Here is a 25,782-nt window from a genome sequence, read left to right on the forward strand (position 1 = left end):
TGGTGGATGCTGGGCGCTCTCACGCAGGGAGAATAATAAGAACATGCACAACGATCATTTCAGTCGCCATGCCCAGCAGGTTCTCACCGTCACCCGGGGGCAAGAGCCGCTTCAAGGGCCGGGTAGCGATCCCTCCATCGCCCGTTCCTGGCTGCGTTGCGTTGAGGACTACCACCTCGACCCCGCGCTGACCGTTGCGCCCACCGTCCTTGAGCATGGCCGCCTGCTGGAAAGCCGCGAACGCCTGCGCCAGGTGCTGCATATCGCTGGCAACGAAATGAACAGCCTGCACCAGCAACTCTCGGGGGCCGGTCATGCGGTGCTGCTCACCGATGCCCGGGGGGTGATCCTCAACTGTGTCACCGCGCCGTCCGAGCGCAAGATTTTCGAACGCGCCGGGCTGTGGCTGGGCGCCGACTGGAGTGAAGCTTGCGAAGGCACCAATGGCATCGGCACCTGCCTGGTGGAGCGTCAATCCCTGACCATCCACCGTGACGAGCATTTTCGCGGCCGCCATACCGGGCTGACGTGTTCGGCGAGCCCGGTGTTCGACCCTCACGGTGAATTGCTGGCGGTGCTGGATGTGTCCTCGGCCCGCGAAGCCGTGTCGCGCCAGAGCCAGTTCCACACCATGGCGCTGGTGAACCTGTCGGCCAAGATGATCGAAAGTTGCTACTTCCTGCGCCACTTCGAACACCATTGGCTGCTGCGTTTTCACCTGCAGGCCGAGTCGGTCGGGTTGTTCAGTGAAGGCTTGCTGGCGTTCGATGGCGAAGGGCGCATTTGTGCGGTGAACCAGAGCGCCCTGAACCTGTTGGGGCAGCTACGCGGCGGCTTGGTGGGTCAGCCGGTGGACGCGTTTTTCGACTGTTCCCTGGATCAGTTGCTAGGGCGGGCCAGCGCGAATGCCACGGCCAGTTGGCCGCTGCGTACCCGCGATGGTCGGCCTCTATTTGCAGCGCTGCGAGGCCAGCCCCGCAGTACGCCGGCCCCGGTCGTCAAGCCGCAGGCGCCACGCCCACTGGGTATTTGCCTGGGCGATCCGGCGTTGCAAAATGAGCTGCGCAAGGCCTCGCGAGTATTCGAACGCGACGTGCCCTTGCTGATCAACGGCGAAACCGGCTGCGGTAAAGAGGCTTTCGCCAAGGCCGTGCACCAGGCCAGCCAGCGAGGCGACAAGGCCTTTGTCGCGCTGAACTGTGCGGCCATTCCGGAAAATCTGATCGAGTGCGAGTTGTTTGGCTATCGCGCCGGCAGTTTCACCGGCGCCCTTAAAGAAGGCATGCGCGGCAAGCTGCAACAGGCCGACGGCGGTACGCTGTTTCTCGACGAAATCGGCGATATGCCACTGGCGCTGCAAACCCGCTTGTTAAGGGTGCTGGAGGATCGCCTGGTGGTGCCTATCGGCGGCGAACCTCAAGCCGTGAACCTGCGCATCATCAGCGCGACGCACCGTAATTTGTTGGAGCGTGTGGCCGATGGCAGCTTTCGCGAAGACCTGTATTACCGCTTGAGCGGCTTGGAAGTCGCCCTGCCGCCGTTGCGCGAACGCACTGACAAGGCGCAATTGTTGGACTTCCTCTTGGCCCAAGAGGCCGGCACCGAACAGGTGATGCTAGACGAGTCGGCGCGCCAGGCTTTGTTGGCATTCCCCTGGCCCGGCAACCTGCGACAGTTGCGTACGGTGTTGCGCACGGTGGTGGCGCTCTGTGAGGACGGCCGAGTCGGGCTTGACGACTTGCCGGCATTGATTCGTCAGGCGCAGCCGCTGGGGGCGAGGGTGGATGCGCCGTACGCCTTGCCACTGGAAAGCGCTGAGCGTCAGGCATTACTCGGTGCGTTGGCGCAGCAGCGCTGGCATATGAGCCATGTGGCTGAACAGTTGGGGGTCAGTCGCAATACGTTGTACCGCAAGTTACGCAAACATGGAATCTCAAGGGACTCCACCCATTAAGGGAGTGCGACACCTGTCGGAATAACTCAGTTATTGCCGATGGCTCAAGTTTTGTCGCACAGGCTTTAAGGTTTTTTATCGCGCCATGTACTCACGTCGCCCCGGAACGCTGCACGTTGTTTTAAGCACTGATGGAATAAGGGCAGAGCATCACGTGCCCTTAATCACAGTTGTTTGAAACTTCTAGGGTGACAACACATGAACATTACAAGTCCAATAACGACTCCTGTGCTACAACTCCCTGTTCAACTTGACGTTACGCTCACGTCCCAACCGCAACCCTTAACCGCGGGCTGGGGCGAACCGATGGACCCCACTCAGCCTGAGCCTGGCACGCAGTTGTCTGCGCAGGAGACTGATCAAACGCCGAAGGTGCGCATCAAGCGTGGAATTTTTGGACGGCGGTTCGGGGGAGGATCCCGCCCCACGCCTCACGTGCCGCCCACGCCATCGCCCAGAGTGCCGCCTGCTCCGGTCAGTCCCTCGCCCACCCGGCCCCAAACCACGGCGGGTGGGAAAAAGCCGACGACAAGCCACGATACCCCTGGTGCCAGTGCGACCGCGGGCAGTTCAAGCCAGTCAACCGCAGGTAGACTCAAGGACGTGCTGACCAAGGGGCCTCAGACGCCCCCCCGCGGTGGGACCGCCCCTGTGAAACAGGACGATTCACCCAAGGTCAGCATGGCCGATGTCACCCAGCGACTGTTGGATGCCGACAGGCTGGTCAAAGCGGGCGTTATTTCTACATCACCCTCTACCAGCAAGACGGTCAAGGACGCGTTCATCAATGCAGGTGTCAATGGTATGGTCAGCGCGCCGATCAATGTGGGGGCGTATGCCGGGTCCGTGGCCGCGGGGGAAGCGATCAAGGGCCAATACGTGCCGTCGCCAGTGGCGCCACCGCCACCGCATTTGCCCGGCGTTGCACAGCCCGATCAGAAGCCCATGCCGCAAACCGTTGCGCCACCCGCACCCGATGAGCCTGCGCCGGGAGCCACGCGCCATCTGGATCGGGTAGAGAAAGTGGTGCTGGAGTTTGCCAATGTCGTCATGACGCTGGCGTCGGGCAGCACCGCAGACCGGCTTGCCATTGGCGACGCCTGGCCCAAGGAGCGTGGGGCACGCTTGACTAACCTAGAGCAGTTACTGAGCGTTTCAGAAACCCATATGAGGCAAGTGGCTGAGGACAACGGCGTTATTTTCAAACCTCACATCGAGTCGTCAACATCTCCCAGTACCGGGGGACGCTTAGGCGTAATAGAGCGTCGGTATGACGCGATGGAAAAAGCGGCCGAACGAATCATGACCTTGAAAGACGCTGAGCTTAAAAAAGCTGGCACCACGGTTTAAGACATCCCTTTTGCCCGTCGGATCCTACCGGCGGGCGTTTCGCCCTCAGCTAAAGCGTGCGAACTTTCCCACCCTACGCTAACCTGCCTCGATGTTTACGAGGTCGACTATGCACATTCATATTCTGGGTATCTGCGGTACGTTCATGGGTTCGATGGCGGTTCTGGCCAAAGAGCTGGGCCATCACGTTACGGGCTCCGATGCCAATGTTTATCCGCCCATGAGCACGCAGCTGCAGGCGCAAGGTATCGAGCTGACCCAAGGTTACGACCCCTCGCAATTCGACCCGGTGCCGGATCTGGTAGTGATTGGCAACGCCATGTCCCGCGGCAACCCAGCGGTCGAGTACGTGCTCAATAAAGGTTTGCCTTACGTCTCAGGCCCTCAATGGCTGGCTGATCATGTGTTGCAAGGTCGTTGGGTATTGGCGGTGGCCGGCACTCACGGCAAGACCACCACCAGCAGTATGCTCGCCTGGGTGCTGGAACATGCGGGCATGAGCCCGGGCTTCCTGATCGGCGGCGTGCCGCAGAATTTCTCGGTGTCGGCGCGCCTGGGCGATACGCCGTTTTTCGTGATCGAAGCCGATGAATACGACAGCGCGTTTTTCGACAAGCGCTCCAAGTTCGTCCACTACCGTCCGCGCACAGCGATCCTGAATAATCTGGAGTTTGATCACGCGGACATCTTTCCCGATCTGGCGGCTATTGAGCGGCAGTTTCATCACTTGGTGCGTACCATCCCGAGTGAAGGCCTGGTCATCCACCCGACCACTGAACCGGCGTTGCAGCGCGTGATCGACATGGGCTGCTGGACGCCGGTGCAGACCACCGGTGTGGACGGGCAATGGCAGGTCAAGTTGCTCAGCGAAGACGGCTCCCGGTTTGAAGTGCTGTTCGAAGGCCAAGCCCAAGGCGTCGTGGAGTGGGATATGACCGGCCAGCACAATGTTGCCAACGCGCTGGTAACCCTGGCGGCTGCACGGCATGTCGGTGTGGTGCCGGCCATGGGCATCGCGGCCTTGAGCGCATTCAAAAGCGTCAAGCGGCGCATGGAAAAAGTCGCCGACGTGAATGGGATTACCATCTACGACGACTTTGCCCACCATCCAACAGCTATCGCCACTACGCTCGACGGCCTGCGCAAGCGCGTTGGCGATGCCCAAATCATTGCGATCGTCGAACCGCGCTCCAACTCCATGAAGCTGGGGGCGCACCGCGATGGCCTGCCGGAAAGCGTCAACGACGCCGACCAGGTGGTCTGGTACGCGCCTGCCAACCTTGGTTGGGACCTGCCGGGGATCGCTGCGCTGTGCACCGTGCCTTCGACCGTGTGTGATTCGCTGGAAGGCATCATTGAGCATGTGAAGCACTTGGCCAAGCCCGGCACCCATGTGGTAGTCATGAGCAACGGCGGCTTTGGCGGCTTGCACGGCAAGCTGGCCGAGGCGTTGAAATGAGCGGCCCCGAACGTATCACCCTGGCAATGACCGGCGCATCCGGCGCGCCTTACGGCCTGCGCCTGCTGGATTGCCTGGTACGTGAAGACCGTGAAGTGCACTTCCTGATTTCCAAGGCCGCCCAATTGGTGCTGGCGACCGAGACGGATGTGCAATTGCCGGCCAAGGTGCAGATGATGCAAGCGTTCCTCACCGAATACACCGGTGCGGCGGCGGGGCAGATCAAGGTCTATGGCAAGGAAGACTGGATGTCGCCCGTAGCTTCGGGCTCCGGCGCGCCGGCGGCGATGGTGGTGGTGCCATGCTCCACCGGCACCCTGTCGGCGATTGCCACGGGCGCCTGCAATAACCTGATCGAAAGGGCGGCGGACGTGACCTTGAAGGAGCGTCGCCAATTGATCCTGGTACCGCGCGAAGCACCGTATTCGAGTATTCACCTGGAACACATGCTCAAGTTGTCGAACATGGGCGTGACCATCTTGCCCGCGTCGCCGGGCTTCTATCACCAGCCCCAAACCATTGATGACCTGGTGGACTTCGTGGTGGCGCGCATTCTCAACCTGCTGAACATTCCCCAGGATATGCTGCCGCGCTGGGGCGAGCACCATTTGGGCGGCGATGAATAAAGTGCTGCTGCTATTACTGGCGTTGCACCTCGCTGGTTGCGCCACGGCACGCACCCTGGACGCCGCGCAAGCGGGCGCGCCAGTGGTGTATGCCGGTACACGCCTGGATTTGTATGCGATCAATGGCGGCTGCTGTGCCAAGGACCGCTTTGGTGCCGAGGCGCCCACCTATCCTCATATCGACCTGCCCGCCAGCGCGTTGCTCGATACGCTGCTGTTGCCACTGTCTTTGTTGACCGTGCTGGGCGTGGGCTTCAACGCCACTGGCGGACTCTGAGAACTACACGAACCCAATGTGGGAGGGGGCTTGCTCGCGATGGCGCCGTGTCAGGCAACTACATTGTTGCTGACCCACCGTTATCGGGAGCAAGCTCCCTCCCACATTTGGATTGGCGTTCTTACTTGCCGAGCTTGCGCAGCTCATCCGACTCCACCACCCGTACGCCATCCTGTTCTTCCAGCGCCAGGCGCCACATGGCGCGAGCCAGTTCGCAGACTTCGATGCCGTGGTACTTGCCCGGAATCAAACGCGACAACGGCCCGGCCAGCTGTTCGGCCAGACGCGGTTCCAGCCGCTCCCCCAGCAGCAAGGAAGGTCGCACGATGGTCAGTTGCGGCCAGTCCTGGGCTTTGAGTGCCTGCTCCATTTCGCCCTTGACTCGGTTGTAGAACACTGAGGATTTCGGGTCGGCGCCGATCGCACTGATCACGATCAGATGCCGCGCACCCAGTTCCCGAGCGCGCTTGGCGAAGGCCACCACCATGTCCAGATCGACCGCACGGAACGCCGTTTCCGAGCCGGCTTTCTTGATCGTGGTGCCCAGGCAGCAAAAGGCAATGTCCACCCGGCCGCTCAGTTGCGGCAGGAACACTGCAGGGTCGCCCACCGGGTTTTCCAGGCGTGGGTGTTCAGCCAGCGGCTTGCGGCTCGGCGCCAGTACACGGGTCACGGTGGGTTCGTTGAGCAGGCGATCAAGCAGGTGTTCGCCGGTGAGGCCAGAGGCCCCGGCCAGCAAGATATGCTGAGGTGTCAGGTACATGATGTTTCCCCCTTGTTACACGTTACAGCTTAGTTGCCTTTGGCTTCCTTGCTATTCATTGAGACGCTTTCGAGCGCCTTTCGTGCCTGCTGTTTGCGTAATAGTTGCCAATGGGCGATCACGCCTTTGGGCGCCCATATCTGCGGTTCTGAGGCTTCGAAGTTGTCCGCCTGTTCGCGTTCGGCCACATGCAGTTGTGCCAGTTTGAACGCGTGTTGCAAATCGTCCGTTTGGTTGAAGGCTTGTGCGAAAAGGGCATCGCCAAAGTAGGTAAAGTCCGCCTCTTCTGAACAGCCAAAGGACACGCGATCCGCACGGGATGCCGTCATGATCAGCGTGCGCTCATCTTTCAGGGCCGGAATGAAACCGCCGGAGTAGCAGGCGGAAATCACGATGATCTTGTCGCGGTTTTTCAACGGCGCCAGCACGGCGGCCAGTTCATCGGCGGGCAGGTCGGCCAGTTCCATGCGCGGCTGGTCGAGCACCAACTCATGTTCATGGGTGCCGTGGCTGGTCAAGTAGATGAACACCAGGTCTTCGGGCCCGGTACGTTCGGCCAGGGTTTGCACGGAACGCCGCAGGCTTTCGCGGGTGGCCAGCGGACGGTCGGCGATGTGGTCACGGTGGTTGACCAGGCGGACCTGCCCGCGCGCGCCGAAGCGGGTGGTGAGCAGGTTGCTGACGTAATCGGCTTCGCGCAGAAACACGCTTTGCTTGCCGTCACCTGCCAACGCCAACGTATAAAGCTCGACGGCAGGTGTCGAGGCCGGAACGGCGGCCAGGGCCTCGTCGAGCAAGCGGCCTTGGGCCAATAGGCCGGTTTCCAGTGGGTCGGGCAGCAACTTGCCATCGGCATCGCGCACGCGCAGGCCATTGACCCAGGTGCCGGCCTGCACGGTGCCGTCGGTGAGCACGAGGGTGCCACGCCCCTGATAGTTGTCGCTGTCGAAGCCACCGATATAGAAGCTGCCATCGGTGAGGTTCAGGCGCCCCTCACCGGTAAAGCGCCAGTCACTGAACTGACCGACGTAGTGGCTGCCATCGGCGCCAATCAATTCGCCTTTGCCACTGAGGGCGCCTTCCTTGAACTGGCCGACCCATACGTCGCCGTCGGCGTTTTCATAGCGGCCTTTGCCGTTGAGTTGGTTCTGCTTGAATTGGCCGATATAGATATCGCCCTCAGCGCTATTGAAGGTGCCATTGCCTTCCAGTTGGCCATCGACAAAGTGGCCGCTGAACTGATTGCCGCTGTCGTCATTGCGCTGGCCTTCGCCATTGGGCTTGCCGTGGGCAAATTGGCCCTGGTACTGGCTGCCATCGGCCAATTCCAGGCGACCGAGGCCTGCGTACTGGTCGTCCTTGAACTCGCCGCGATAGGTCATCTGCCCTTCTTTGAGGGTGCCTTCGCCATCGCGTCGACCGTTCTTGAAGCTGCCGACATAGCTGCTGCCCGTGGTAGTCAAGCTGCCCTGGCCATCAAACAGGCCCTGCTGGAACTGGCCTTTATAGACTTCGCCATTGCTGCCATGCCATTCGCCCTGGCCGTGCCACTGGCCTTTATCGAACTGGCCGGCGTACCAACTGCCGTTGGGGTAGTCCACGCGGCCCTGGCCTTGCAGCAGGCCGTTGACCACATCGCCACGGTAGCGGCCGCCATCGGGCAGGCGCGCATCGGGCGGCAACAGCGATTCGCCGTCTCCGCAAGCGGTCAGCAACAGGGCAAGGGCAAGGGGGGCGAGTGGGCGCATAGCGGGATCCGGATAATTGAGCGCCGAGTATGCCGCAGCCGCGAGATTCATACATAAATTTACATACACTGTGGCAAGGTTTATTGCCTCGCCACAGGGGCGGCCTTACACGAAGCAGAGTGACAGCGACTCGGCAATATAGGCAGGTTTCTCCTGGCCTTCGATTTCCAGGGTGGCGGTGGCCTTGAACAGCCATTGGCCGGGTTTTTTCTCGGTGACGTCGGTGAGTGTGACGTTCAGGCGCACCTTGGAGTCGACCTTCACCGGCTGGATGAAGCGCACACTGTCCAGGCCGTAGTTGACGGCCATTTTCAAGCCCTCGGGCATGATCAGGATGTCTTCCATCAGCTTGGGCATCAGTGACAGTGACAGGAAACCGTGGGCGATGGTGCTGCCGAACGGGGTTTGTGCGGCCTTGACCGGGTCGACGTGGATGAACTGATGATCGCCGGTGGCCTCTGCGAACAGGTTGATGCGCGCCTGGTCGATGGTGAGCCATTCGGAACGTCCCAGTTCCTTGCCGACATAATCTTTGAGCTGCGCTACGGGTACATAGGGCATTGCGTCTCTCCTGGGTTCATCATTTTTATCCCCCGTTGATAAGGGGTTTTATATGGGATACAGAGAACCAATGTAGATCATCATGGGCAAATGGCCCGGTCAACCCAACATGCTTTTGGCGAATGCCTGGGCATAGGGCGGGCGTGCTTATAATGCGCATGGGCTTTGAGGGGGGAGAGAGCGGGATGCTGTTACGTGGCCTGACTTGGCTGGTGCTGTTTCAATTGATCGGTACGGCGATCAATCATTTGCTGTTGCCGGTACTGCCGGGGCCGATCATCGGGCTGCTGCTGATGCTGGGCTTTCTGGTCTGGCGCGGTGAAGTCGGCGAGCCGCTGAGCCTGGCGGCCGGCAGCCTGTTGCGTTATCTGCCGTTGCTGTTGGTGCCGCCCGCCGTGGGAGTGATGGTCTACGCCAAGGACATTGTTGCGGACTTCTGGGCTATCGTCGGGGCGCTGGTGTTGTCGCTGGTGATCGCCATGGGCTTTGTCGGTGTGCTGATGCAGCAGATGGTCAGGCGCAAGGAGAAGGACCAATGATGCTTGACTGGCAGGGCGCCTGGACGGCGGTCATTCATCATCCGTTGTTCGGCATCGGTATCACCCTGGGCGCCTATCAGCTGGTGCTGGCGGGGTATGAGAAAACCCGCTGGATCTTCCTGCAACCGGTGCTGGTGTCGATGTTGCTGGTGATCGGTGTGTTGCTCGCCTGTGGCCTGAGTTACGCCGAGTACCGCGAAAGCACCGAGATCATGGGGATCCTGCTGGGGCCTGCGACGGTGGCATTGGCGGTACCGCTTTATCTCAACCTGCGGCGGATTCGCCAATTGTTCTGGCCGATTTTTACTACGCTGGTGGTAGGCGGGGTGTTGGCTACCGGCTTGTGTGTGCTGTTGGGGTGGTGGTTTGGTGCCGAACACAGGGTGCTGATGACCATGGCACCCAAGTCGGTGACGTCGCCGATTGCCATGCTGGTCGCCGAACAGATTGGTGGCGTGGCGGCATTGGCGGCAGTGTTTGTACTGATCACCGGGGTGGTCGGCGCGATGATCGGCCCGGCGTATCTGTCGCGCCTGGGCGTGCACAGCCCTGAAGCGCGGGGCATGGCGCTGGGCATGACCGCCCATGCGGTCGGCACCTCGGTGGCCCTGCAGGAAAGCGAAGAGTGCGGCGCCTTTGCGGCGCTGGCCATGAGCCTGATGGGCGTGGCGACGGCGGTGTTTCTGCCGTTGGCCGTGTCGGTAATTGTTTAACCCGGGTTTTAAGGAAACCGTTATGAGTCTGGCGCTGTTCCCACTCAACACTGTGCTGTTCCCAGGCTGCACCCTCGACCTGCAGATATTTGAGGCGCGCTACCTGGACATGATCAGTCGCTGCATGAAAAAGGGCGAAAGCTTCGGCGTGGTGTGCACCCTCAGCGACAGAGAGCCGGGCATGAGCACGGAAGGCTACGCGCTGATCGGCTGCGAAGCGTTTATTCGCGACTTCAAACAGCAGGACAATGGCCTGCTGGGGATTCGTGTCGAAGGTGGCCGGCGTTTCCGCGTGCTAGACGTCACGGTGCAGAAAGATCAATTGCTGGTGGCCGAGGTTAAATGGTTGGAGGAGATACCGGATCGGCCTCTGGAAGAAGAGGACGCCGACTTGCTGGCGCTGCTGGAGGCCCTGGCGGAGCACCCGATGGTGGCTTCGCTGGAGATGAACGCCCATGCCGAAGGCCAGCAGGCCCTCGGCAACCAACTGGCGTACCTGCTGCCATTTACCGACGCCGATAAGGTCGACTTGCTGCGAATTGACGATCCGCAGCAGCGGCTGGATGCCATTCAGATGTTGCTGGATGAATTGCAGGGTGAGTTGTTCACCTGAGATACGGAATTTTCTGCGGTTGCTTTCGGATTTTGCTACGTCATTTCAGGCGCGGCGCCTGCAATATTTTCCGATCACACCATAATGATCGGGGATGACCATGATTCGTCTGACACCATCGGAACAAGTCGCCTGGGACACGTATTTTGTCAGCGTGACCACGCAATTGCTCCAGCAGGACGCCACCCGGGGCGCAGAGTACGTCGCCGAGCGCGCCGCCGACATTGCCGACGAGATGCTGCTGGAGCGACGCGAACGTTGCGTTGAGCGTCGCTCTGCTTCAGTGGACTGGATTGGCCCGGCCAAGGGTCAGTAGGCGTACCTGAGCAATGCATGGGAGGTGCCGGTGAATGCAATGAAGCCGAGCACCGCCACCACGGCCGGCAATACCAGCCACCAGGCTTTTTGCGTCATTGCCGGCAGCGGGCTGCGGTACTGGATCACGGTCAGGCTGAACGCGCACACCGTCATGGCCAGTAGCGTGCCTGCCAGGATGTCGCTGGGCCAGTGAGCGCCCAGGTACACCCGCGACAGAGCAATGAATGCGGCGGGTATGCAGCCCAGCAGCATCCAGGTCAGGCGCAATCGCGTGGGTTGGCCGCGACCGGCCAATACCGCGAGCGCCAGGAAGAACGCAAAAGCGCCGGAGGCATGGCCGCTGGGCATACTGAAACTGGTCAACGGGTCGGTCAGAATCTCCGGGCGGCCGCGGGCAAAAAACAGCTTGGTGCCGGTGTTGATCACCGCCGCGCCTGCCAGGGTCGCTCCCACAAACAGCGCGTGGCGCCATTGCCGGGCCACAAACAACAGGGCGGTGAACACCGCGCTGGCGACGAACATTTTCTTGAACTCGCCCAATTGCGTGATCCGCACCATCACCTCATCCAGCCACGGGCTGCGATGCTCCTGCACGAGGGCGCTCAGGCCCTGATCGAAGTCATTGAGATGCGGGTAGCCGATAAACAGCGCGATCAGCAGGGTCAGGCTGGCACAACCGATCCACAACGTTGCGCGACGATGGGCGCGCAGGCTGCTGTTCAAACTCAATCCCAATAGCGCCGCCAGGCACGCCGCGACAATCGCCGCTTCCGGCCAGAAACCTTCCGGCAAGGGCAGGCGGAACGCGGCACCGGCTGCCCAGCCCGGCAGCAGATACGCCACTGACCAACCGGCGGCGGCGATCAGGCTGACGATCGCAAAGCGCGGGAACGGCATGTCGCACATACCGGCGACCATCGGCAGCATGGGGCGCAATGGCCCGATGAAGCGCCCGACCAGCAAGCTGGCGATTCCGTACTTGTGGAAGTAGGTTTCTGCGCCATTCATCCATTCCGGATGATGTCGCAGGCCCGGCAAGCGCCGGATGTTCTGATGGAAATGTCGGCCCAGGTAGTAGGAAACCCCGTCGCCCAATAGGCCGCCGAGGAAGCCCAGCAGCAGGGTTTCACTCAGTGACAACGCACCGCTGCCGGCCAGTGCGGCAATCGCAAACAGCAATACCGTGCCCGGCACGATCAGCCCGGCAATGGCCAGGCACTCCACGCACGCGACAATAAACACCGCGGCTGCCAGCCATTGCGGGTTCAGGGTCAGCCAGCCGGTGATGCTATCGAGCCATTGGCCCATACAATCCACTCCATAATGAGACGGTGAATTTCCACTGTGGGAGCTGGCTTGCCTGCGATGGCTGCGGCATGGCCAGCATGGAAGTTGCCTGGCCCACCGCTATCGCAGGCAAGCCAGCTCCCACATGGGATGTGTCGCCCGTTAGATCAAAAAATAATCGCGGCCTTCGACCTGCCCGCGACGCAGCGGGTTCCGCGTGCAGTACGGCGCATAGCCGGCATCGACGAAGCGGTACATCAAGTGTTCATCGCGCCCGCTGGGAATGCCCAGCCGGGTGGTCTGGATAATCTGTGTGGGCACCTGGCCCACATCTTCGACATACAGCAGTTCCTGATCGAAGCGCTTGGCGTCCCACATCGGCACTTTCAGGCCCAGTGCCTTGCACAACAGGGTCTGCCCGGCGCACAGCTTCTGAGCCGGGCGCGGGCTGCCGTCGGGGTTGGGGTTGTTCAACAGCATTTGCGCCAGGCTCGCCGGCCCGCAGATTTCATCGACCCACGGGTAAGCCGACTTGATCAGCACGGCATTCCCCGGGCCGTGGGCGCTGAAGTTCAGGGAATCACCGCCCCTGGCGTAGTACATATAGATATGACCGCCATCCAGAAACAAAGCCTTACGCTTTTCTGTGTAGCCCAGCGACGCATGGCTGCCTCTTTCGGCCACGTAATAGGCTTCGGTTTCAATAATTCGCGCCGAAAGCCAGAGATCACCAACACGGTGGCGAATGATTTTCCCCAACAGTTCTTGCGCGAGCAGTTGTGCATCGCGGTCGAAGAAGCCGTCGGGCAGGGCGCTTGCGGGGAGTGGGGCGGTAAGTCCGGGCATGGCGTTCAGGGTTATTACGGCTAAATGTGACGGAATAATAACAACTCTCACCTTAATTACCGCTGAACCCCGGGTTTTTACAGTTCATTTCGACCATCCGCCCCTCACCGCTGTCAGTCGAGCGGCGTCACAGCTATAATCTGCCGCTTTCCTCTTTGCCAAGACTCCCTGACCATGACTGAGTCCGTTCTTGACTACATGACCCGCCTGGGTCGCGCTGCCCGTCAGGCCTCGCGGTTGATCGCCCGTGCGAGCACTGCACAGAAGAACCGTGCGCTGCTGGCGGCTGCCGATGCTCTGGATGCTTCGCGCTCCGAGTTGACCGCTGCCAATGAACTGGACTTGGCCAACGGTCGCGCCAATGGCCTGGAACCTGCCTTGCTGGATCGCCTGGCACTGACCCCGGCACGTATCGACGACATGATCGAAGGCCTGCGTCAGGTGGCCAAGCTGCCTGACCCCATCGGTGAAATCCGCGACATGCGCTACCTGCCGTCCGGTATCCAGGTCGGCAAGATGCGCGTGCCGCTGGGTGTGATCGGCATCATCTACGAGTCGCGTCCGAACGTGACCATCGACGCCGCGAGCCTGTGCCTGAAGTCGGGCAACGCTACCATCCTGCGAGGCGGCTCCGAGGCGATCAATTCCAACCGTGCTATCGCCGCCTGCATCCAGCAAGGCCTGGCCGTGGCCGAGTTGCCAGCTGAAGTGGTGCAAGTGGTGGAAACCACCGACCGCGCGGCTGTGGGCGCGTTGATCACCATGCCGGAATTTGTCGACGTGATTGTGCCCCGTGGCGGCAAGAGCCTGATCGAGCGCGTCAGCCGGGATGCCAAGGTGCCAGTCATCAAGCATCTGGACGGCGTGTGCCACGTCTTCATCGACATCGCCGCCGACCTCGACAAGGCGATTCGCATTGCCGACAACGCCAAGACCCACCGCTACGCGCCGTGCAACACCATGGAAACCCTGCTGGTGCACGCCGGCATTGCCGAGCGCGTGCTGCCGCCGCTGGCTGCCATCTACCGTGACAAGGGCGTGGAACTGCGTGGCTGCGAGCGTACCCGTGCACTGCTCGGCAGCGATGTGATCGAAGCGACTGAACAAGACTGGTACACCGAATACACGGCGCCGATCCTGTCGATTCGCATCGTCGACGACCTGGATCAGGCCATCGAACACATCAATAAATACGGCTCCAAGCACACCGACGCCATTGTTTCCGAGCATTTCAGCGATGCCCGGCGTTTCCTCAATGAAGTGGACTCCGCTTCGGTGATGATCAACGCCTCGACACGTTTTGCCGACGGCTTCGAGTATGGCCTGGGGGCGGAGATCGGTATCTCCACCGACAAGCTTCATGCACGCGGCCCGGTTGGCCTTGAAGGGCTGACCAGCGAGAAGTACGTAGTGTTCGGCGACGGTCATGTGCGCACTTGATGGCTAAACGCATCGGGCTGCTCGGCGGTACTTTCGACCCCGTGCACATCGGCCATTTGCGCAGTGCCCTGGAAGTCGCCGATGCCCTGGCGCTGGACGAGGTGCGGCTGCTGCCCAATTTTCGGCCGCCGCATCGCGATGCGCCGCAGGTGTCCGCGCAACAGCGCCTGGAAATGGTGCAGGTGGCCGTAGAGGGCATACAGCCGTTGATGGTGGACGACCGCGAGCTCAAGCGCGATAAACCGTCCTACACTGTCGACACCCTGGAGCTGATGCGCGCCGAGATGGCCGCAGATGACCAGTTGTTTCTGCTTTTGGGCTGGGACGCATTTTGCGGCCTGCCCTCTTGGCACCGCTGGGAGGAGCTCCTCCAGCATTGCCACATCCTGGTTTTGCAACGCCCGGATGCCGACAGCGAACCGCCGGATGCCTTGCGCAACCTGCTGGCCGCGCGGTCGGTAAGTGACCCCTTGGCCCTGACCGGGCCGAACGGGAATATTGCATTCGTCTGGCAGACCCCGCTTGCGGTGTCCGCCACCCAGATCCGTCAACTGCTGGCCAGCGGTAAGTCGGTACGTTTCCTGGTGCCTGACGCGGTCCTGGCCTACATCGATGCGCACGGGCTTTACCGTGCGTCGAACTGAAAAGGCGCGCTTGGACGCACGAGCCGTGCAGCAAGCGCCCGAACATACGAGCAAAACGAGTTTTATATGACGAACAAAGACGTAAGCAAAGTTAAGCGCAAAGGCACCTTCAAAAGCGCACCGCTGCCGGTTGAAGCCCACGTGGGCCCGGAATTGGCTGGCGAAGAGCTGGTGAAAGTGGCCGTGGCCGCCCTGGAAGACGTTAAGGCCCAGGACATCCAGGTGCTGGACGTACGCGACAAGCAAAGCATCACCGACTTCATGATCATCGCCACCGGTACCTCCAACCGCCAGATCGGCGCGATGCTCGACAAGGTTCGCGAAGCCGTCAAAGCCCAGGGCGTGAAGCCTCTGGGTGAAGAAGGCAAGGGCGACAGCGACTGGGTACTGCTGGACATGGACGATGTGATCGTTCACATGATGACTTCCAACGCCCGCCAGTTCTACGACCTGGAACGTCTGTGGAAAGGCGCCGAGCAGAGCCGTGCCGCCGATGGCAAGCACCACAGCCCGGAAGTGGGCCACGCGCACTTCGACAAGCTCAACAAAGACCAGGAATAAGGAACGGCTGTGCGCCTGCGTCTGATCGCTGTCGGTTCACGCATGCCCAAGTGGGTGGAAGAAGGCTGGCACGAGTATGCCAAGCGTCTGCCCGCTGAGCTGTCGCTTGAACTGGTGGAAATACCGCTCAATACCCGGGGCAAGAACGCCGATGTGGCGCGCTTTATTCGCCAGGAAGGCGAAGCCATGCTGGCCAAGGTCGGCCCCAACGAGCGTATCGTCACTCTCGAAGTGCACGGCAAGCCCTGGAGCACCGAGCAGTTGGCGGTGGAACTGGATCGCTGGCGCCTGGATTCGCGTACGGTCAACTTCATGGTCGGTGGCCCCGAGGGGCTTGCGCCGGAAGTCTGCGCGCGAGCCGATCAGCGCTGGTCGTTGTCGGCGCTGACATTGCCGCACCCGTTGGTAAGGATTCTGATCGGTGAACAGCTGTATCGCGCCTGGACAGTTCTGTCCGGGCACCCTTACCACAAATAGTCTGCGCTGCCCCCGATGACCCAGCCGATCCGCATCAAGGACCACGAGAAAGACGCACGTCTGGTACGCGCGCGGGTGGTGTTCGGTGCGATTTTGGTGGTGGCGTTGATGTGCGTGCTGATTGCGCGTCTGTATTTCCTGCAGGTGATCCAGTACGACTATCACTCCACGCTGTCGGAAAACAACCGGGTGCATGTGCAGCCGATTCCGCCGACCCGAGGGCTGATCTTCGACCGCAATGGCGTGGTGGTCGCGGATAACCGCCCCAGCTTCAGCCTGAGCATGACCCGTGAGCGTTCCGGCGACTGGCAGCAAGTGCTCGATGTGATTGTCGAGGTGCTGCAACTGACGCCGGAAGACCGGGTGATCTTCGAGAAACGCATGAAGCAGGGGCGCCGGCCGTTCGAGCCGGTGCCGATCCTGTTCGAGCTGACCGAAGAGCAGATCGCCCGAATCGCCGTGAACCAGTTCCGTCTGCCGGGTGTGGAAGTGGTGGCGCAGTTGGTGCGCCACTATCCGCAAGGGGCGCACTTTGCCCACTCGGTCGGCTATATGGGGCGGATCAACGAGAAAGAGCTTAAAACCCTCGACCCGGTCAATTACAGCGGCACCCATCATATCGGCAAGACCGGCATCGAGCGTTTCTACGAGCCCGAGCTGCACGGCCAGGTGGGTTACGAAGAAGTCGAGACCAACGCCCGCGGCCGCGTCTTGCGCGTGCTCAAGCGCACCGACCCGATACCGGGCAAGGACATTGTGCTGAGCCTGGACATCAAGTTGCAGGAAGCGGCCGAGATGGCCCTGGGTGGCCGGCGTGGCGCCGTGGTGGCGCTGGACCCGAAAACCGGCGAAGTGCTGGCGATGGTCAGTCAGCCGAGTTTCGACCCTAACCTGTTCGTCACCGGCATCAGCTTCAAGGCCTACGCCGAGCTGCGCGACTCCATCGATCGACCGCTGTTCAACCGCGTATTGCGCGGCCTGTATCCACCGGGTTCGACCATCAAGCCGGCGGTGGCGATCGCCGGCCTGGATTCCGGCGTGGTCACGGCCTCCAGTCGGGTCTATGACCCCGGCTACTACATGCTGCCCAACTATGATCACAAATACCGTAACTGGAACCGCTCCGGTGACGGCTATGTCGACCTGGACACCGCGATCATGCGCTCCAACGACACCTATTTTTACGACCTGGCCCACAAGCTGGGGATCGATCGCCTGTCTGCCTACATGGGCAAGTTCGGCCTCGGTCAGAAAGTCTCTCTGGACATGTTCGAAGAGTCTCCCGGCCTGATGCCGTCGCGGGAATGGAAGCGTGCGACGCGCCGTCAGGCATGGTTCCCGGGTGAAACCCTGATCCTGGGGATCGGCCAGGGCTATATGCAGGCCACGCCGCTGCAACTGGCCCAGGCCACGGCTCTGGTGGCCAATAAAGGCGTCTGGAATCGGCCGCACCTGGCCAAGACCATCGAAGGCGAAAAGCCGGTAGACGACAACCCGATTCCCGACATTGTGCTGCGCGACCCGTCCGACTGGGCCAAGGTCAACCACGGCATGCAGCAAGTCATGCACGGCGCACGGGGTACCGCACGCAAGGCGGCAGCCGGCGCGCAATACCGCATCGCCGGCAAGAGTGGTACGGCCCAGGTGGTCGCGATCAAGCAGGGCGAAAAATATGACCGTTCCAAGGTTCAGGAGCGTCACCGCGACCACGCCTTGTTTGTCGGCTTCGCCCCGGCTGACGACCCGAAAATCGTGGTCTCGGTGATGGTCGAGAACGGTGAGTCCGGCTCTGGCGTCGCGGCGCCCGTGGTGCGGCAGATCATGGATGCCTGGCTGTTGGCCGAGGATGGCAAGCTCAAGCCCGAATATGGCGGCCCCCCATCAAGCCCCGAGGTTACGGCCCGTGAAGAGTAATTTTGACCGCATCCTCTCCAGCGAGGATGTGATGCGTCGCCGTGCGACGTTGCTGCAACGCATGCACATTGATGGCCCCCTGCTGATCCTGCTGCTGACCTTGGCGGCCGGCAGCCTGTTCGTGCTGTATTCGGCCAGCGGCAAGAACTGGGACCTGCTGATCAAACAGGCGTCCTCGTTTGGCCTGGGCCTGTTGTCGATGGTGGTGATCGCCCAGCTTGAACCGCGCTTCATGGCGCGTTGGGTGCCGCTGGGGTATGTCGCCGGCGTGTTGCTGCTGGTGGTGGTGGATGTCATGGGCCATAACGCCATGGGAGCCACGCGCTGGATCAACATTCCCGGGGTGATTCGCTTCCAACCGTCGGAATTCATGAAGATCCTGATGCCGGCCACCATCGCCTGGTACTTGTCCAAGCGCACCTTGCCGCCACAGCTCAAGCACGTGGTGATCAGCCTGCTTCTAATCGGCGTGCCGTTTATTCTGATCGTGCGCCAGCCTGACCTTGGCACCTCATTGCTGATTCTGGCCGGTGGCGCGTTCGTGCTGTTTATGGGCGGCTTGCGCTGGCGCTGGATCCTCAGCGTGCTGGCCGCTGCCGTCCCCGTGGCCGTGGCCATGTGGTTCTTCTTCATGCACGACTATCAGAAGCAACGGATCCTGACGTTCCTCGACCCGGAGAGCGACCCGTTGGGCACCGGCTGGAACATCATCCAGTCCAAGGCGGCCATCGGTTCCGGCGGCGTATTCGGCAAAGGCTGGTTGCTGGGCACCCAGTCCCATCTGGACTTCTTGCCCGAAAGTCATACCGACTTCATCATCGCGGTGATGGGCGAAGAGTTCGGCCTGGTGGGCATTTGCGCCTTATTGTTGATCTATCTGCTGTTGATTGGTCGCGGCCTGGTGATTACCGCCCAGGCGCAGACGCTGTTCGGTAAATTGCTTGCCGGCAGCCTGACCATGACTTTTTTTGTTTACGTTTTCGTCAACATCGGTATGGTCAGTGGCCTGCTGCCGGTGGTTGGGGTGCCGTTGCCATTCATTAGCTACGGCGGAACTTCGCTGGTGACATTGCTGTCAGCGTTTGGGGTTTTGATGTCGATTCATACGCATCGCAAGTGGATCGCACAGGTTTGAATAAGGTGAAGATGTCAATGCAAGTAATGCGCGGCTGGGCGACTCGGCATGCGACCTGGATGGGCCTGATTGGGCTGCTGGGGGCAACGCAAGAGGCGCAGGCCGGTGACTACGATGGTTCACCCCAGGTCGCCGAATTTGTCGGTGAGATGACCCGCGACTACGGTTTTGCCGGCGAGCAACTGATGGGCGTGTTCCGCGAAGCCCAGAAAAAGCAGGCGATCCTCGACGCCATTTCCCGCCCCGCCGAACGCGTGAAGCAGTGGAAGGAATATCGCCCGATGTTCCTTACTGACGCACGTATTGCCCGCGGCGTGGACTTCTGGCGCCAGCATGAAGCCGTCCTGGCCCGCGCCGAGCAGGAATACGGCGTGCCGGCCCAGGTCATCGTCTCGATCATCGGCATTGAAACGTTCTACGGCCGCAATACCGGCAGCTACCGGGTGATCGACGCCTTGTCGACCCTGGGCTTCGATTACCCGCCGCGTGCCGAATTCTTCCGCAAGGAGCTGCGCGAATTCCTGCTGCTGGCCCGCGAAGAGCAGGTCGACCCGATGACACTCAAGGGCTCGTACGCCGGTGCGATGGGCTTGCCGCAGTTCATGCCGAGCAGTTTTCGCGCCTATGCGGTGGACTTTGACGGCGACGGCCATATCAATATCTGGAGCAACCCCGACGACGCCATCGGCAGCGTGGCCAGCTACTTCAAGCGTCACGGCTGGGTTGGCGGCGAACCGGTGGTTATCCGCGCCGATGTCACAGGTGAGCGCGCCGATGAAGGCTTGACCCAGGGTATCGAGCCGGTCAAGACCGTCGGGGAGTTGCGAGCGCTGGGCTGGTCGAGTCAGAATGCGCCACGCGACGACATGCCGGTGACGGCATTCCGCCTGGAAGGTGCAAACGGCCCGGAATACTGGATGGGCCTGAAGAATTTCTACGCAATCACGCGTTATAACCGCAGTGTGATGTACGCCATGGCCGTGCATCAGCTGTCAGATGAGCTGGTTCAAGCACGGGGTAACAAGTAATGCGGGTATCGCCGTTCAAAAAACCGCTCAAGCTGGTGGCGTTCGCCGCGTTGTCCTTGCTGGTTGCCAGTTGCTCCACCACCCCTAACCGTGCGCCTGCCAAGAAGGCCGGTGGCGCGGTGGTGCGCGCCCAGCCGGGCCTGGACATCAACCGTGCGCACAAAGATGGCGCGCCGTGGTGGGATGTGGATGTCTCGAAAATCCCGGATGCCACGCCGACCCTGCACACCGGCCCCTACAAGGCCAACCCCTACACCGTGCTGGGCAAGAATTACTTCCCGCTGCAGGAATCCAAGACTTACGTGCAGTCCGGCACCGCGTCCTGGTACGGCACCAAGTTTCATGGCCAGAACACCGCCAATGGCGAGGTGTATGACCTGTACGGCATGAGCGCGGCCCACAAGACCCTGCCGTTGCCCAGCTATGTTCGCGTTACCAACCTGGACAACAACCGTACGGTGATCCTGCGGGTCAACGACCGCGGGCCGTTCTATTCGGACCGGATCATCGACTTGTCCTACGCCGCGGCCAAGAAGCTTGGCTACGCCGAAACCGGCACCGCACGGGTGAAAGTCGAAGGCATCGACCCGGCGCAGTACTGGGCCCAGCGCGGCAAGCCGGCGCCGTTGATGCTTAACGAACCGGCAACCCCCCAACCGCAAGTGACGGCCTCGACCGGCAAGATCGAGCAGTGGACGCCGCCGCCGGCGCAACATGCTCCGGATACCGTCGTCGTCCCTCACGCAGCACCGGGCGCCTCGATGGCGGGCGGGCAATACCTGCAGGTCGGCGCTTTCGCCAACCCGGATGCGGCAGAACTGTTAAGGTCCAAGCTCAGCGGTATGGTCAGCGCGCCGGTCTTCATCAGCTCCATCGTGCGTAACCAGCAAACGTTGCACCGTGTACGCATGGGCCCGATCGGTTCGCCAAGTGAAGTGGCGCAAGTGCAGAACAGCGTACGCCTGGCCAACCTGGGGCAACCCAGCGTGGTCACCGCAGAATAAGTAACGGATTGATGGCTCAGGTGCGCCTGCGCGCTTGAGTCCAGGTTGTTGGCTCGTTGAACAATAAAAACCCAGGGGCAAGGGGTGAGCGGGCAACCGAACACGTGACAGTCTGGAAGCGGGCTGTCTGAATAGTTTTGCCCGCGAGGGCAAGTTTCCATAAGCAATTTCGAGAGACGGATGAACATCACCACCTTAGCCAAACGCACGTGCCTGCTTATCTCGCTGATCATCACCCCGGCCGCCTGGGCGGTTGAAATGGTGCCGGCCTCCCCGCAACTGGCCGCCAAATCGTGGGTCCTCATGGACGCCGCCAGTGGCAACGTGCTGGTCGAAAACGGCGGTGATGTACGCCTGCCGCCAGCCAGCCTGACCAAGCTGATGACTGCCTATATCGCGACCCTGGAAATCCGTCGCGGCCAGATCGGCGAGAACGATCCGGTCACCGTCAGCGAAAACGCCTGGCGTACTGGTGGTTCGCGGATGTTCATCAAGGTCGGCTCGCAAGTCACCGTCAGTGACCTGTTGCACGGCATCATCATCCAGTCCGGCAACGACGCCAGCGTCGCCCTGGCCGAGCACATCGCCGGCAGCGAAGATGCGTTCGCCGACGTGATGAACAAGACTGCCGCCGACCTGGGCATGACCAACAGCCACTTCATGAACCCGACCGGCCTGCCGAACCCAGAGCACTATTCGTCGGCTCACGACATGGCGATCCTGGCGCGCGCGATCATCCGCGTTGACCCGGTGCACTACGCGATCTACTCCCAGAAGGAGTTCTTCTGGAACAACATCAAGCAGCCTAACCGCAACCTGCTGCTGTGGCGCGACAAGACCGTCGACGGCCTGAAAACCGGCCACACCGACGAAGCCGGCTACTGCATGGTGTCGTCCGCTGTGCGTGATGGCCAGCGCCTGATCGCCGTGGTATTCGGCACCAACAGCGAACAGGCCCGTGCGGCCGAGACGCAAAAACTGCTGACCTACGGCTTCCGCTTCTTCGAAACCCAGACCTTCTACCAGAAGGGTGCCGAGCTTGCGACCGCGCCGGTATGGAAAGGCGCCACCTCCCAAGTCAAGGCCGGCCTGGCCGACGACCTCACCCTGACCATGCCTAAAGGCCAGCTGAAAAAGCTCGCCGCCAGCATGACCCTGAACCCGCAATTGGTCGCCCCAATCGCCAAGGGCGACGTGATCGGTAAAGTCGAAGTCAAGCTGGACGACAAGGTGGTGCATAGCGCCGACCTGATCGCGCTGGACGCCGTCGAGGAAGGTGGTATCTTCCGCCGCGTATGGGATAGCATCCGTCTATTCTTCTACGGCTTGTTCAACTGATTGTGCGCACCTGCAAAGCCCCGCGTTGATCCAGCGCGGGGCTTTGCCCGTCGCCACGGCTTAGCGCTTACGAGGCTGTTCTGCCATGACCGATAAAGACGTAGAAGTAAAGGCGCCAAAGATCGAATTCCCTGTGACGGATTATCCCGTCAAGGTGATCAGCGATACCGGTGTCGGCCGCAAGGACAAGATTCTCGAAATCGTCAGGAAACACGCGACGATCAACGACAACCGCGTGGACGAGCGTCAAAGCTCCACCGGCAAGTACACCACGATTCAGTTGCACATCGTTGCGACCGATCAGGACCAGCTCTACAACATCAACAGCGAACTGCGGGCCACCGGCTTCGTGCACATGGTGCTGTGATGTCGCACGTTCTGGGCTTTCGCGAGCTCGGCCAGATGGCCTACGAGCCGGTCTGGCATGCCATGCAGCGCTTTACCAACGAGCGCGGCACCTCTGCCCCGGATGAAATCTGGCTGGTGGAACACCCGCCGGTATTCACCCAGGGGCAGGCCGGCAAGGCCGAGCATCTGTTACTTCCGGGTGATATTCCGGTGGTGCAGGTCGACCGGGGTGGCCAAGTGACTTACCATGGCCCAGGGCAATTGGTGGCTTACCTGTTGCTGGATGTGCGCAAGCTGGGTTTTGGCGTGCGCGACCTGGTCAGCCGCATGGAGGCTTGCCTGATCGAGCTGCTGGACAGTTATGGCGTGACCGCCGCGGCCAAGCCCGATGCACCCGGTGTGTATGTAGACGGCGCGAAAATCGCCTCTCTGGGGCTGCGTATTCGCCACGGTTGTTCCTTTCATGGCCTGGCCTTGAACGTGGACATGGACTTGGCGCCGTTCCGGCGGATCAACCCGTGCGGTTATGCCGGGCTGGCGATGACCCAACTGAGCGATCATGCCACACCGATTAAATTTGCCGAGGTTAGTGCCCGGCTGCGCGCGCAGCTCGTCAAACACCTCGACTATGCAGAGCAGACGACCCTGACGGGCGGAATCGATTGATATGACTACTGATGTTGTGCAAACCATGATCCCGACGCTGGACATCACTGAGCGTCCAGCCCCGGCCCCGCGTGCCAAGGTGGAAGCCGGCGTCAAGCTGCGCGGCGCCGAGAAGGTTGCACGCATCCCGGTCAAGATCATCCCGACCACCGAACTGCCGAAAAAACCCGACTGGATTCGCGTGCGCATCCCGGTTTCGCCGGAAGTCGACCGTATCAAGTCCCTGCTGCGCAAACACAAACTGCACAGCGTATGCGAAGAAGCGTCCTGCCCGAACCTGGGTGAATGCTTCTCTGGCGGCACCGCCACGTTCATGATCATGGGCGACATCTGCACCCGTCGTTGCCCATTCTGCGACGTAGGCCACGGCCGTCCGAAACCTCTGGACGTCAACGAGCCGCAAAGCCTGGCCATCGCCATCGCCGACCTGAAACTCAAGTACGTGGTGATCACGTCGGTCGACCGTGACGACCTGCGCGACGGCGGTGCCCAGCACTTCGCCGACTGCATCCGTGAGATCCGCAAGCTGTCACCCAACGTGATGCTCGAAACCCTGGTGCCGGACTACCGTGGCCGTATGGACGTGGCGCTGGAAATCACCGCCGCCGAGCCGCCAGATGTGTTCAACCACAACCTGGAAACCGTACCGCGCCTGTACAAGGCTGCGCGTCCGGGTTCGGACTACCAGTGGTCGCTGACCCTGCTGCAGAAATTCAAGCAGATGATGCCGCACATCCCGACCAAATCCGGCTTGATGCTGGGCCTGGGCGAGACCGACGAAGAAGTCATCGAAGTCATGAAGCGCATGCGCGAACACGACATCGACATGCTGACCCTGGGCCAGTACCTGCAACCGTCGCGCAGCCATTTGCCGGTGCAGCGTTTCGTGCACCCGGACACCTTCGCCTGGTTCGCCGAGGAAGGTTACAAGATGGGCTTCAAGAACGTGGCGTCGGGCCCGTTGGTGCGTTCTTCGTACCACGCCGACGAGCAGGCCAAGCTGGTCAAGGCGAGCCTGGTTTCCTGATAGAGGCCTTTGCAACACCGCAAGTCCAATGTGGGAGGGGGCTTGCCCCCGATAGCGGTGTATCAGTTCTTCATGAATTGACTGTCGCACCGCCATCGGGGGCAAGCCCCCTCCCACATTTCGTTCCGCGTTGACTAGGGAGAGTTGTATATGACGCCAGCCGTTCCAGCCCTTCGTTCTGAAGGCACCATCGCCCTGATCGCCCCCGCTGGCCCTGCCGCGCTGGATGTTGAAAAAGCCGGGCAATGGATGCGTGCCCGCGGTTACGACCTGCGCATTTACCCCGGTGTATACGAGCGCGACGGCTACCTGGCCGGCAGCGATGAAGTGCGCCTGCGCGACCTGCACGCCGCCTTCGCCAACCCTGACGTCGATGCCATCTTCTGCCTGCGCGGCGGCTACGGTACGCCACGCTTGCTCGACGCGCTGGACTTCGACCTGCTGCGCGCCCACCCCAAACCATTCGTGGGTTACAGCGATATCACCGCCTTGCACCTGGCGATCAACCGTTACGCCGGCTTTGTCACATTCCACGGGCCGATGCTCAATGCCGACCTGGTGGGCGACAAGCAACAGCCAACCGAATCCTCCCTGTTCAGCCTGCTGCGTGGCCAACTGGGCGCCGGCAGTGTGCTTGCGCACCCGGTGGCCTACCCGTTGACCACGATCGAGCCAGGCATTGCCTGTGGGCGCTTGCTGGGCGGTAATCTGTCGATGATTGCTGCAACAATGGGCACGCCGTATGAGATAGACGCCGAAGGCATCATCCTGTTTATCGAGGACGTCAACGAGCCGCTTTATCGTATCGACCGCCTGCTGACTCACCTGCGCCTGGCCGGCAAGCTGGCCCAGGTCGCCGGTGTGCTGGTAGGGGATGTGGCGGGTGTGGATAACGGTGCGCTGGAGCGGTTGCTGAAGCAGACTTTCGAACCCCTGTGCGTTCCGGTGCTGGCCGGCTGGCGCAGTGGGCATTGCGACCCCAACCTGACGTTGCCGATGGGTGCTTTGGTGCGCTTGGATGCGGGGGAGCAGCAGCTGGTGCTGGAGCAGGGCGTAGTGTTCAACCACTGAGTTTTTTACAGTCTGCTTAACCGCAATCGGGGGCAAGCCCCTCCCACATTTTTGGAATGCATTCCAAGTGTGGGA

27 protein-coding genes are annotated in these 25,782 nt (G+C 61.2%); 22 read left to right on the forward strand and 5 right to left on the reverse strand.

The features are described from left to right. The first annotated feature begins 43 nt into the window (after positions 1 to 43). From FW800_RS13295 to FW800_RS13315, 5 genes are all read left to right on the forward strand, one after another. Positions 44 to 1,954: a sigma-54-dependent Fis family transcriptional regulator gene (locus FW800_RS13295; RefSeq protein WP_148853995.1), complete on the forward strand. Its 1,911-nt coding sequence runs from the start codon at positions 44 to 46 to the stop codon at positions 1,952 to 1,954. A gap of 651 nt (positions 1,955 to 2,605) precedes the next feature. Then, positions 2,606 to 3,304 (forward strand): hypothetical protein, encoded by a 699-nt coding sequence (locus tag FW800_RS13300; protein WP_228309020.1) that lies wholly within the window; start codon positions 2,606 to 2,608, stop codon positions 3,302 to 3,304. 109 nt (positions 3,305 to 3,413) lie between these two features. Next, positions 3,414 to 4,763 carry a UDP-N-acetylmuramate:L-alanyl-gamma-D-glutamyl-meso-diaminopimelate ligase gene (gene mpl, locus FW800_RS13305; protein WP_446437784.1) on the forward strand — a complete coding sequence of 450 codons (1,350 nt, stop codon included), beginning with the start codon at positions 3,414 to 3,416 and terminating at the stop codon, positions 4,761 to 4,763. Then, positions 4,760 to 5,389, forward strand: a complete 630-nt coding sequence (ubiX, locus tag FW800_RS13310) for a flavin prenyltransferase UbiX (RefSeq protein WP_005791790.1) — start codon at positions 4,760 to 4,762, stop codon at positions 5,387 to 5,389. Before mpl ends, ubiX begins: the two co-directional genes overlap by 4 nt. Next, positions 5,382 to 5,666 (forward strand): YceK/YidQ family lipoprotein, encoded by a 285-nt coding sequence (locus FW800_RS13315; RefSeq protein ID WP_148853997.1) that lies wholly within the window; start codon positions 5,382 to 5,384, stop codon positions 5,664 to 5,666. The genes ubiX and FW800_RS13315 overlap by 8 nt, the downstream gene beginning before the upstream one ends. 121 nt (positions 5,667 to 5,787) lie before the next feature. On the opposite strand, the gene FW800_RS13320 is transcribed toward FW800_RS13315, so the two are convergent. The 3 genes from FW800_RS13320 to FW800_RS13330 all read right to left on the reverse strand — a co-directional run bounded on the left by FW800_RS13320 (position 5,788) and on the right by FW800_RS13330 (position 8,738). After that, on the reverse strand, positions 5,788 to 6,429 hold the full coding sequence (locus tag FW800_RS13320; RefSeq protein ID WP_032879283.1) for an oxidoreductase: 642 nt from the start codon (positions 6,427 to 6,429) through the stop codon (positions 5,788 to 5,790). A gap of 29 nt (positions 6,430 to 6,458) precedes the next feature. Further along, positions 6,459 to 8,177 (reverse strand): C13 family peptidase, encoded by a 1,719-nt coding sequence (locus FW800_RS13325; RefSeq protein ID WP_248089306.1) that lies wholly within the window; start codon positions 8,175 to 8,177, stop codon positions 6,459 to 6,461. A gap of 105 nt (positions 8,178 to 8,282) precedes the next feature. Continuing rightward, positions 8,283 to 8,738, reverse strand: a complete 456-nt coding sequence (locus FW800_RS13330) for a MaoC family dehydratase (protein ID WP_005791783.1) — start codon at positions 8,736 to 8,738, stop codon at positions 8,283 to 8,285. Positions 8,739 to 8,923: 185 nt separating this feature from the next. On the opposite strand from FW800_RS13330, the gene FW800_RS13335 reads away from it, so the two are divergent. From FW800_RS13335 to FW800_RS13350, 4 genes are all read left to right on the forward strand, one after another. Further along, positions 8,924 to 9,277: a CidA/LrgA family protein gene (locus FW800_RS13335; protein ID WP_005791782.1), complete on the forward strand. Its 354-nt coding sequence runs from the start codon at positions 8,924 to 8,926 to the stop codon at positions 9,275 to 9,277. After that, the gene (locus FW800_RS13340; RefSeq protein WP_005791780.1) at positions 9,274 to 9,990 is read left to right on the forward strand and encodes an LrgB family protein; all 717 of its coding nucleotides are present in this window, start codon (positions 9,274 to 9,276) and stop codon (positions 9,988 to 9,990) included. Before FW800_RS13335 ends, FW800_RS13340 begins: the two co-directional genes overlap by 4 nt. A 22-nt stretch (positions 9,991 to 10,012) precedes the next feature. Beyond that, entirely contained in the window at positions 10,013 to 10,603 is a 591-nt protein-coding gene (locus FW800_RS13345; protein WP_446437785.1) for an LON peptidase substrate-binding domain-containing protein, read from the forward strand. A 100-nt stretch (positions 10,604 to 10,703) separates the two neighbouring features. Then, positions 10,704 to 10,919, forward strand: coding sequence for a hypothetical protein (locus FW800_RS13350; protein ID WP_446437818.1), 216 nt, complete (start codon positions 10,704 to 10,706; stop codon positions 10,917 to 10,919). On the opposite strand, the gene FW800_RS13355 is transcribed toward FW800_RS13350, so the two are convergent. Together FW800_RS13355 and FW800_RS13360 are read right to left on the reverse strand one after the other, a co-directional pair. Further along, complete coding sequence (locus FW800_RS13355; protein WP_032879286.1) at positions 10,913 to 12,229, reverse strand: bifunctional DedA family/phosphatase PAP2 family protein; 1,317 nt, start codon at positions 12,227 to 12,229, stop codon at positions 10,913 to 10,915. The genes FW800_RS13350 and FW800_RS13355 overlap by 7 nt on opposite strands. Before the next feature lie 141 nt (positions 12,230 to 12,370). Continuing rightward, complete coding sequence (locus FW800_RS13360; RefSeq protein WP_446437786.1) at positions 12,371 to 13,054, reverse strand: DNA-3-methyladenine glycosylase; 684 nt, start codon at positions 13,052 to 13,054, stop codon at positions 12,371 to 12,373. Between the two features lie 174 nt (positions 13,055 to 13,228). On the opposite strand from FW800_RS13360, the gene FW800_RS13365 reads away from it, so the two are divergent. The 13 genes from FW800_RS13365 (at position 13,229) to FW800_RS13425 (ending at position 25,707) form a co-directional block, all read left to right on the forward strand. Further along, complete coding sequence (locus FW800_RS13365) at positions 13,229 to 14,494, forward strand: glutamate-5-semialdehyde dehydrogenase (protein WP_005791769.1); 1,266 nt, start codon at positions 13,229 to 13,231, stop codon at positions 14,492 to 14,494. Further along, positions 14,494 to 15,138, forward strand: a complete 645-nt coding sequence (nadD, locus tag FW800_RS13370) for a nicotinate-nucleotide adenylyltransferase (RefSeq protein WP_446437787.1) — start codon at positions 14,494 to 14,496, stop codon at positions 15,136 to 15,138. Before FW800_RS13365 ends, nadD begins: the two co-directional genes overlap by 1 nt. A gap of 66 nt (positions 15,139 to 15,204) precedes the next feature. Continuing rightward, positions 15,205 to 15,699, forward strand: a complete 495-nt coding sequence (gene rsfS, locus FW800_RS13375) for a ribosome silencing factor (RefSeq protein ID WP_003176298.1) — start codon at positions 15,205 to 15,207, stop codon at positions 15,697 to 15,699. A 9-nt stretch (positions 15,700 to 15,708) separates the two neighbouring features. Then, positions 15,709 to 16,176, forward strand: a complete 468-nt coding sequence (gene rlmH / locus FW800_RS13380) for a 23S rRNA (pseudouridine(1915)-N(3))-methyltransferase RlmH (RefSeq protein ID WP_003176297.1) — start codon at positions 15,709 to 15,711, stop codon at positions 16,174 to 16,176. A gap of 15 nt (positions 16,177 to 16,191) precedes the next feature. Continuing rightward, complete coding sequence (gene mrdA, locus FW800_RS13385) at positions 16,192 to 18,090, forward strand: penicillin-binding protein 2 (protein WP_446437788.1); 1,899 nt, start codon at positions 16,192 to 16,194, stop codon at positions 18,088 to 18,090. Positions 18,091 to 18,121: 31 nt separating this feature from the next. After that, entirely contained in the window at positions 18,122 to 19,225 is a 1,104-nt protein-coding gene (gene rodA, locus FW800_RS13390; protein ID WP_050549432.1) for a rod shape-determining protein RodA, read from the forward strand. 17 nt (positions 19,226 to 19,242) lie between these two features. Beyond that, positions 19,243 to 20,253 (forward strand): lytic murein transglycosylase B, encoded by a 1,011-nt coding sequence (mltB, locus tag FW800_RS13395; protein ID WP_005791758.1) that lies wholly within the window; start codon positions 19,243 to 19,245, stop codon positions 20,251 to 20,253. Further along, positions 20,253 to 21,257 (forward strand): septal ring lytic transglycosylase RlpA family protein, encoded by a 1,005-nt coding sequence (locus tag FW800_RS13400; RefSeq protein WP_014720084.1) that lies wholly within the window; start codon positions 20,253 to 20,255, stop codon positions 21,255 to 21,257. The genes mltB and FW800_RS13400 overlap by 1 nt, the downstream gene beginning before the upstream one ends. A 180-nt stretch (positions 21,258 to 21,437) precedes the next feature. Beyond that, on the forward strand, positions 21,438 to 22,595 hold the full coding sequence (locus tag FW800_RS13405) for a D-alanyl-D-alanine carboxypeptidase family protein (RefSeq protein WP_005791754.1): 1,158 nt from the start codon (positions 21,438 to 21,440) through the stop codon (positions 22,593 to 22,595). An 85-nt stretch (positions 22,596 to 22,680) separates the two neighbouring features. Continuing rightward, positions 22,681 to 22,962 (forward strand): DUF493 domain-containing protein, encoded by a 282-nt coding sequence (locus FW800_RS13410; protein ID WP_005791752.1) that lies wholly within the window; start codon positions 22,681 to 22,683, stop codon positions 22,960 to 22,962. Then, on the forward strand, positions 22,962 to 23,609 hold the full coding sequence (lipB, locus tag FW800_RS13415; RefSeq protein WP_446437789.1) for a lipoyl(octanoyl) transferase LipB: 648 nt from the start codon (positions 22,962 to 22,964) through the stop codon (positions 23,607 to 23,609). Before FW800_RS13410 ends, lipB begins: the two co-directional genes overlap by 1 nt. 25 nt (positions 23,610 to 23,634) lie before the next feature. Continuing rightward, positions 23,635 to 24,636, forward strand: a complete 1,002-nt coding sequence (lipA, locus tag FW800_RS13420; RefSeq protein ID WP_164699560.1) for a lipoyl synthase — start codon at positions 23,635 to 23,637, stop codon at positions 24,634 to 24,636. Between the two features lie 150 nt (positions 24,637 to 24,786). After that, complete coding sequence (locus tag FW800_RS13425; RefSeq protein ID WP_446437790.1) at positions 24,787 to 25,707, forward strand: S66 peptidase family protein; 921 nt, start codon at positions 24,787 to 24,789, stop codon at positions 25,705 to 25,707. Positions 25,708 to 25,782 lie beyond the last annotated feature (75 nt).

The organism is Pseudomonas sp. 910_23 (assembly GCF_052850795.1).

Bases quoted from the DNA above. Each gene is read 5' to 3' on its own strand.
- mrdA (WP_446437788.1), top strand. From the start codon at position 16,192: ATGACCCAGCCGATCCGCATCAAGGACCACGAGAAAGACGCACGTCTG.
- ubiX (WP_005791790.1), top strand. From the start codon at position 4,760: ATGAGCGGCCCCGAACGTATCACCCTGGCAATGACCGGCGCATCCGGC.
- FW800_RS13410 (WP_005791752.1), top strand. From the start codon at position 22,681: ATGACCGATAAAGACGTAGAAGTAAAGGCGCCAAAGATCGAATTCCCT.
- FW800_RS13295 (WP_148853995.1), top strand. From the start codon at position 44: ATGCACAACGATCATTTCAGTCGCCATGCCCAGCAGGTTCTCACCGTC.
- FW800_RS13360 (WP_446437786.1), bottom strand. From the start codon at position 13,054: ATGCCCGGACTTACCGCCCCACTCCCCGCAAGCGCCCTGCCCGACGGC.
- FW800_RS13315 (WP_148853997.1), top strand. From the start codon at position 5,382: ATGAATAAAGTGCTGCTGCTATTACTGGCGTTGCACCTCGCTGGTTGC.
- FW800_RS13340 (WP_005791780.1), top strand. From the start codon at position 9,274: ATGATGCTTGACTGGCAGGGCGCCTGGACGGCGGTCATTCATCATCCG.
- FW800_RS13425 (WP_446437790.1), top strand. From the start codon at position 24,787: ATGACGCCAGCCGTTCCAGCCCTTCGTTCTGAAGGCACCATCGCCCTG.
- FW800_RS13365 (WP_005791769.1), top strand. From the start codon at position 13,229: ATGACTGAGTCCGTTCTTGACTACATGACCCGCCTGGGTCGCGCTGCC.
- FW800_RS13335 (WP_005791782.1), top strand. From the start codon at position 8,924: ATGCTGTTACGTGGCCTGACTTGGCTGGTGCTGTTTCAATTGATCGGT.
- mpl (WP_446437784.1), top strand. From the start codon at position 3,414: ATGCACATTCATATTCTGGGTATCTGCGGTACGTTCATGGGTTCGATG.
- mltB (WP_005791758.1), top strand. From the start codon at position 19,243: ATGCAAGTAATGCGCGGCTGGGCGACTCGGCATGCGACCTGGATGGGC.
- FW800_RS13355 (WP_032879286.1), bottom strand. From the start codon at position 12,229: ATGGGCCAATGGCTCGATAGCATCACCGGCTGGCTGACCCTGAACCCG.
- FW800_RS13345 (WP_446437785.1), top strand. From the start codon at position 10,013: ATGAGTCTGGCGCTGTTCCCACTCAACACTGTGCTGTTCCCAGGCTGC.
- lipB (WP_446437789.1), top strand. From the start codon at position 22,962: ATGTCGCACGTTCTGGGCTTTCGCGAGCTCGGCCAGATGGCCTACGAG.
- FW800_RS13405 (WP_005791754.1), top strand. From the start codon at position 21,438: ATGAACATCACCACCTTAGCCAAACGCACGTGCCTGCTTATCTCGCTG.
- FW800_RS13320 (WP_032879283.1), bottom strand. From the start codon at position 6,429: ATGTACCTGACACCTCAGCATATCTTGCTGGCCGGGGCCTCTGGCCTC.
- nadD (WP_446437787.1), top strand. From the start codon at position 14,494: ATGGCTAAACGCATCGGGCTGCTCGGCGGTACTTTCGACCCCGTGCAC.
- FW800_RS13350 (WP_446437818.1), top strand. From the start codon at position 10,704: ATGATTCGTCTGACACCATCGGAACAAGTCGCCTGGGACACGTATTTT.
- FW800_RS13400 (WP_014720084.1), top strand. From the start codon at position 20,253: ATGCGGGTATCGCCGTTCAAAAAACCGCTCAAGCTGGTGGCGTTCGCC.
- FW800_RS13325 (WP_248089306.1), bottom strand. From the start codon at position 8,177: ATGCGCCCACTCGCCCCCCTTGCCCTTGCCCTGTTGCTGACCGCTTGC.
- rsfS (WP_003176298.1), top strand. From the start codon at position 15,205: ATGACGAACAAAGACGTAAGCAAAGTTAAGCGCAAAGGCACCTTCAAA.
- FW800_RS13330 (WP_005791783.1), bottom strand. From the start codon at position 8,738: ATGCCCTATGTACCCGTAGCGCAGCTCAAAGATTATGTCGGCAAGGAA.
- rodA (WP_050549432.1), top strand. From the start codon at position 18,122: ATGCGTCGCCGTGCGACGTTGCTGCAACGCATGCACATTGATGGCCCC.
- lipA (WP_164699560.1), top strand. From the start codon at position 23,635: ATGATCCCGACGCTGGACATCACTGAGCGTCCAGCCCCGGCCCCGCGT.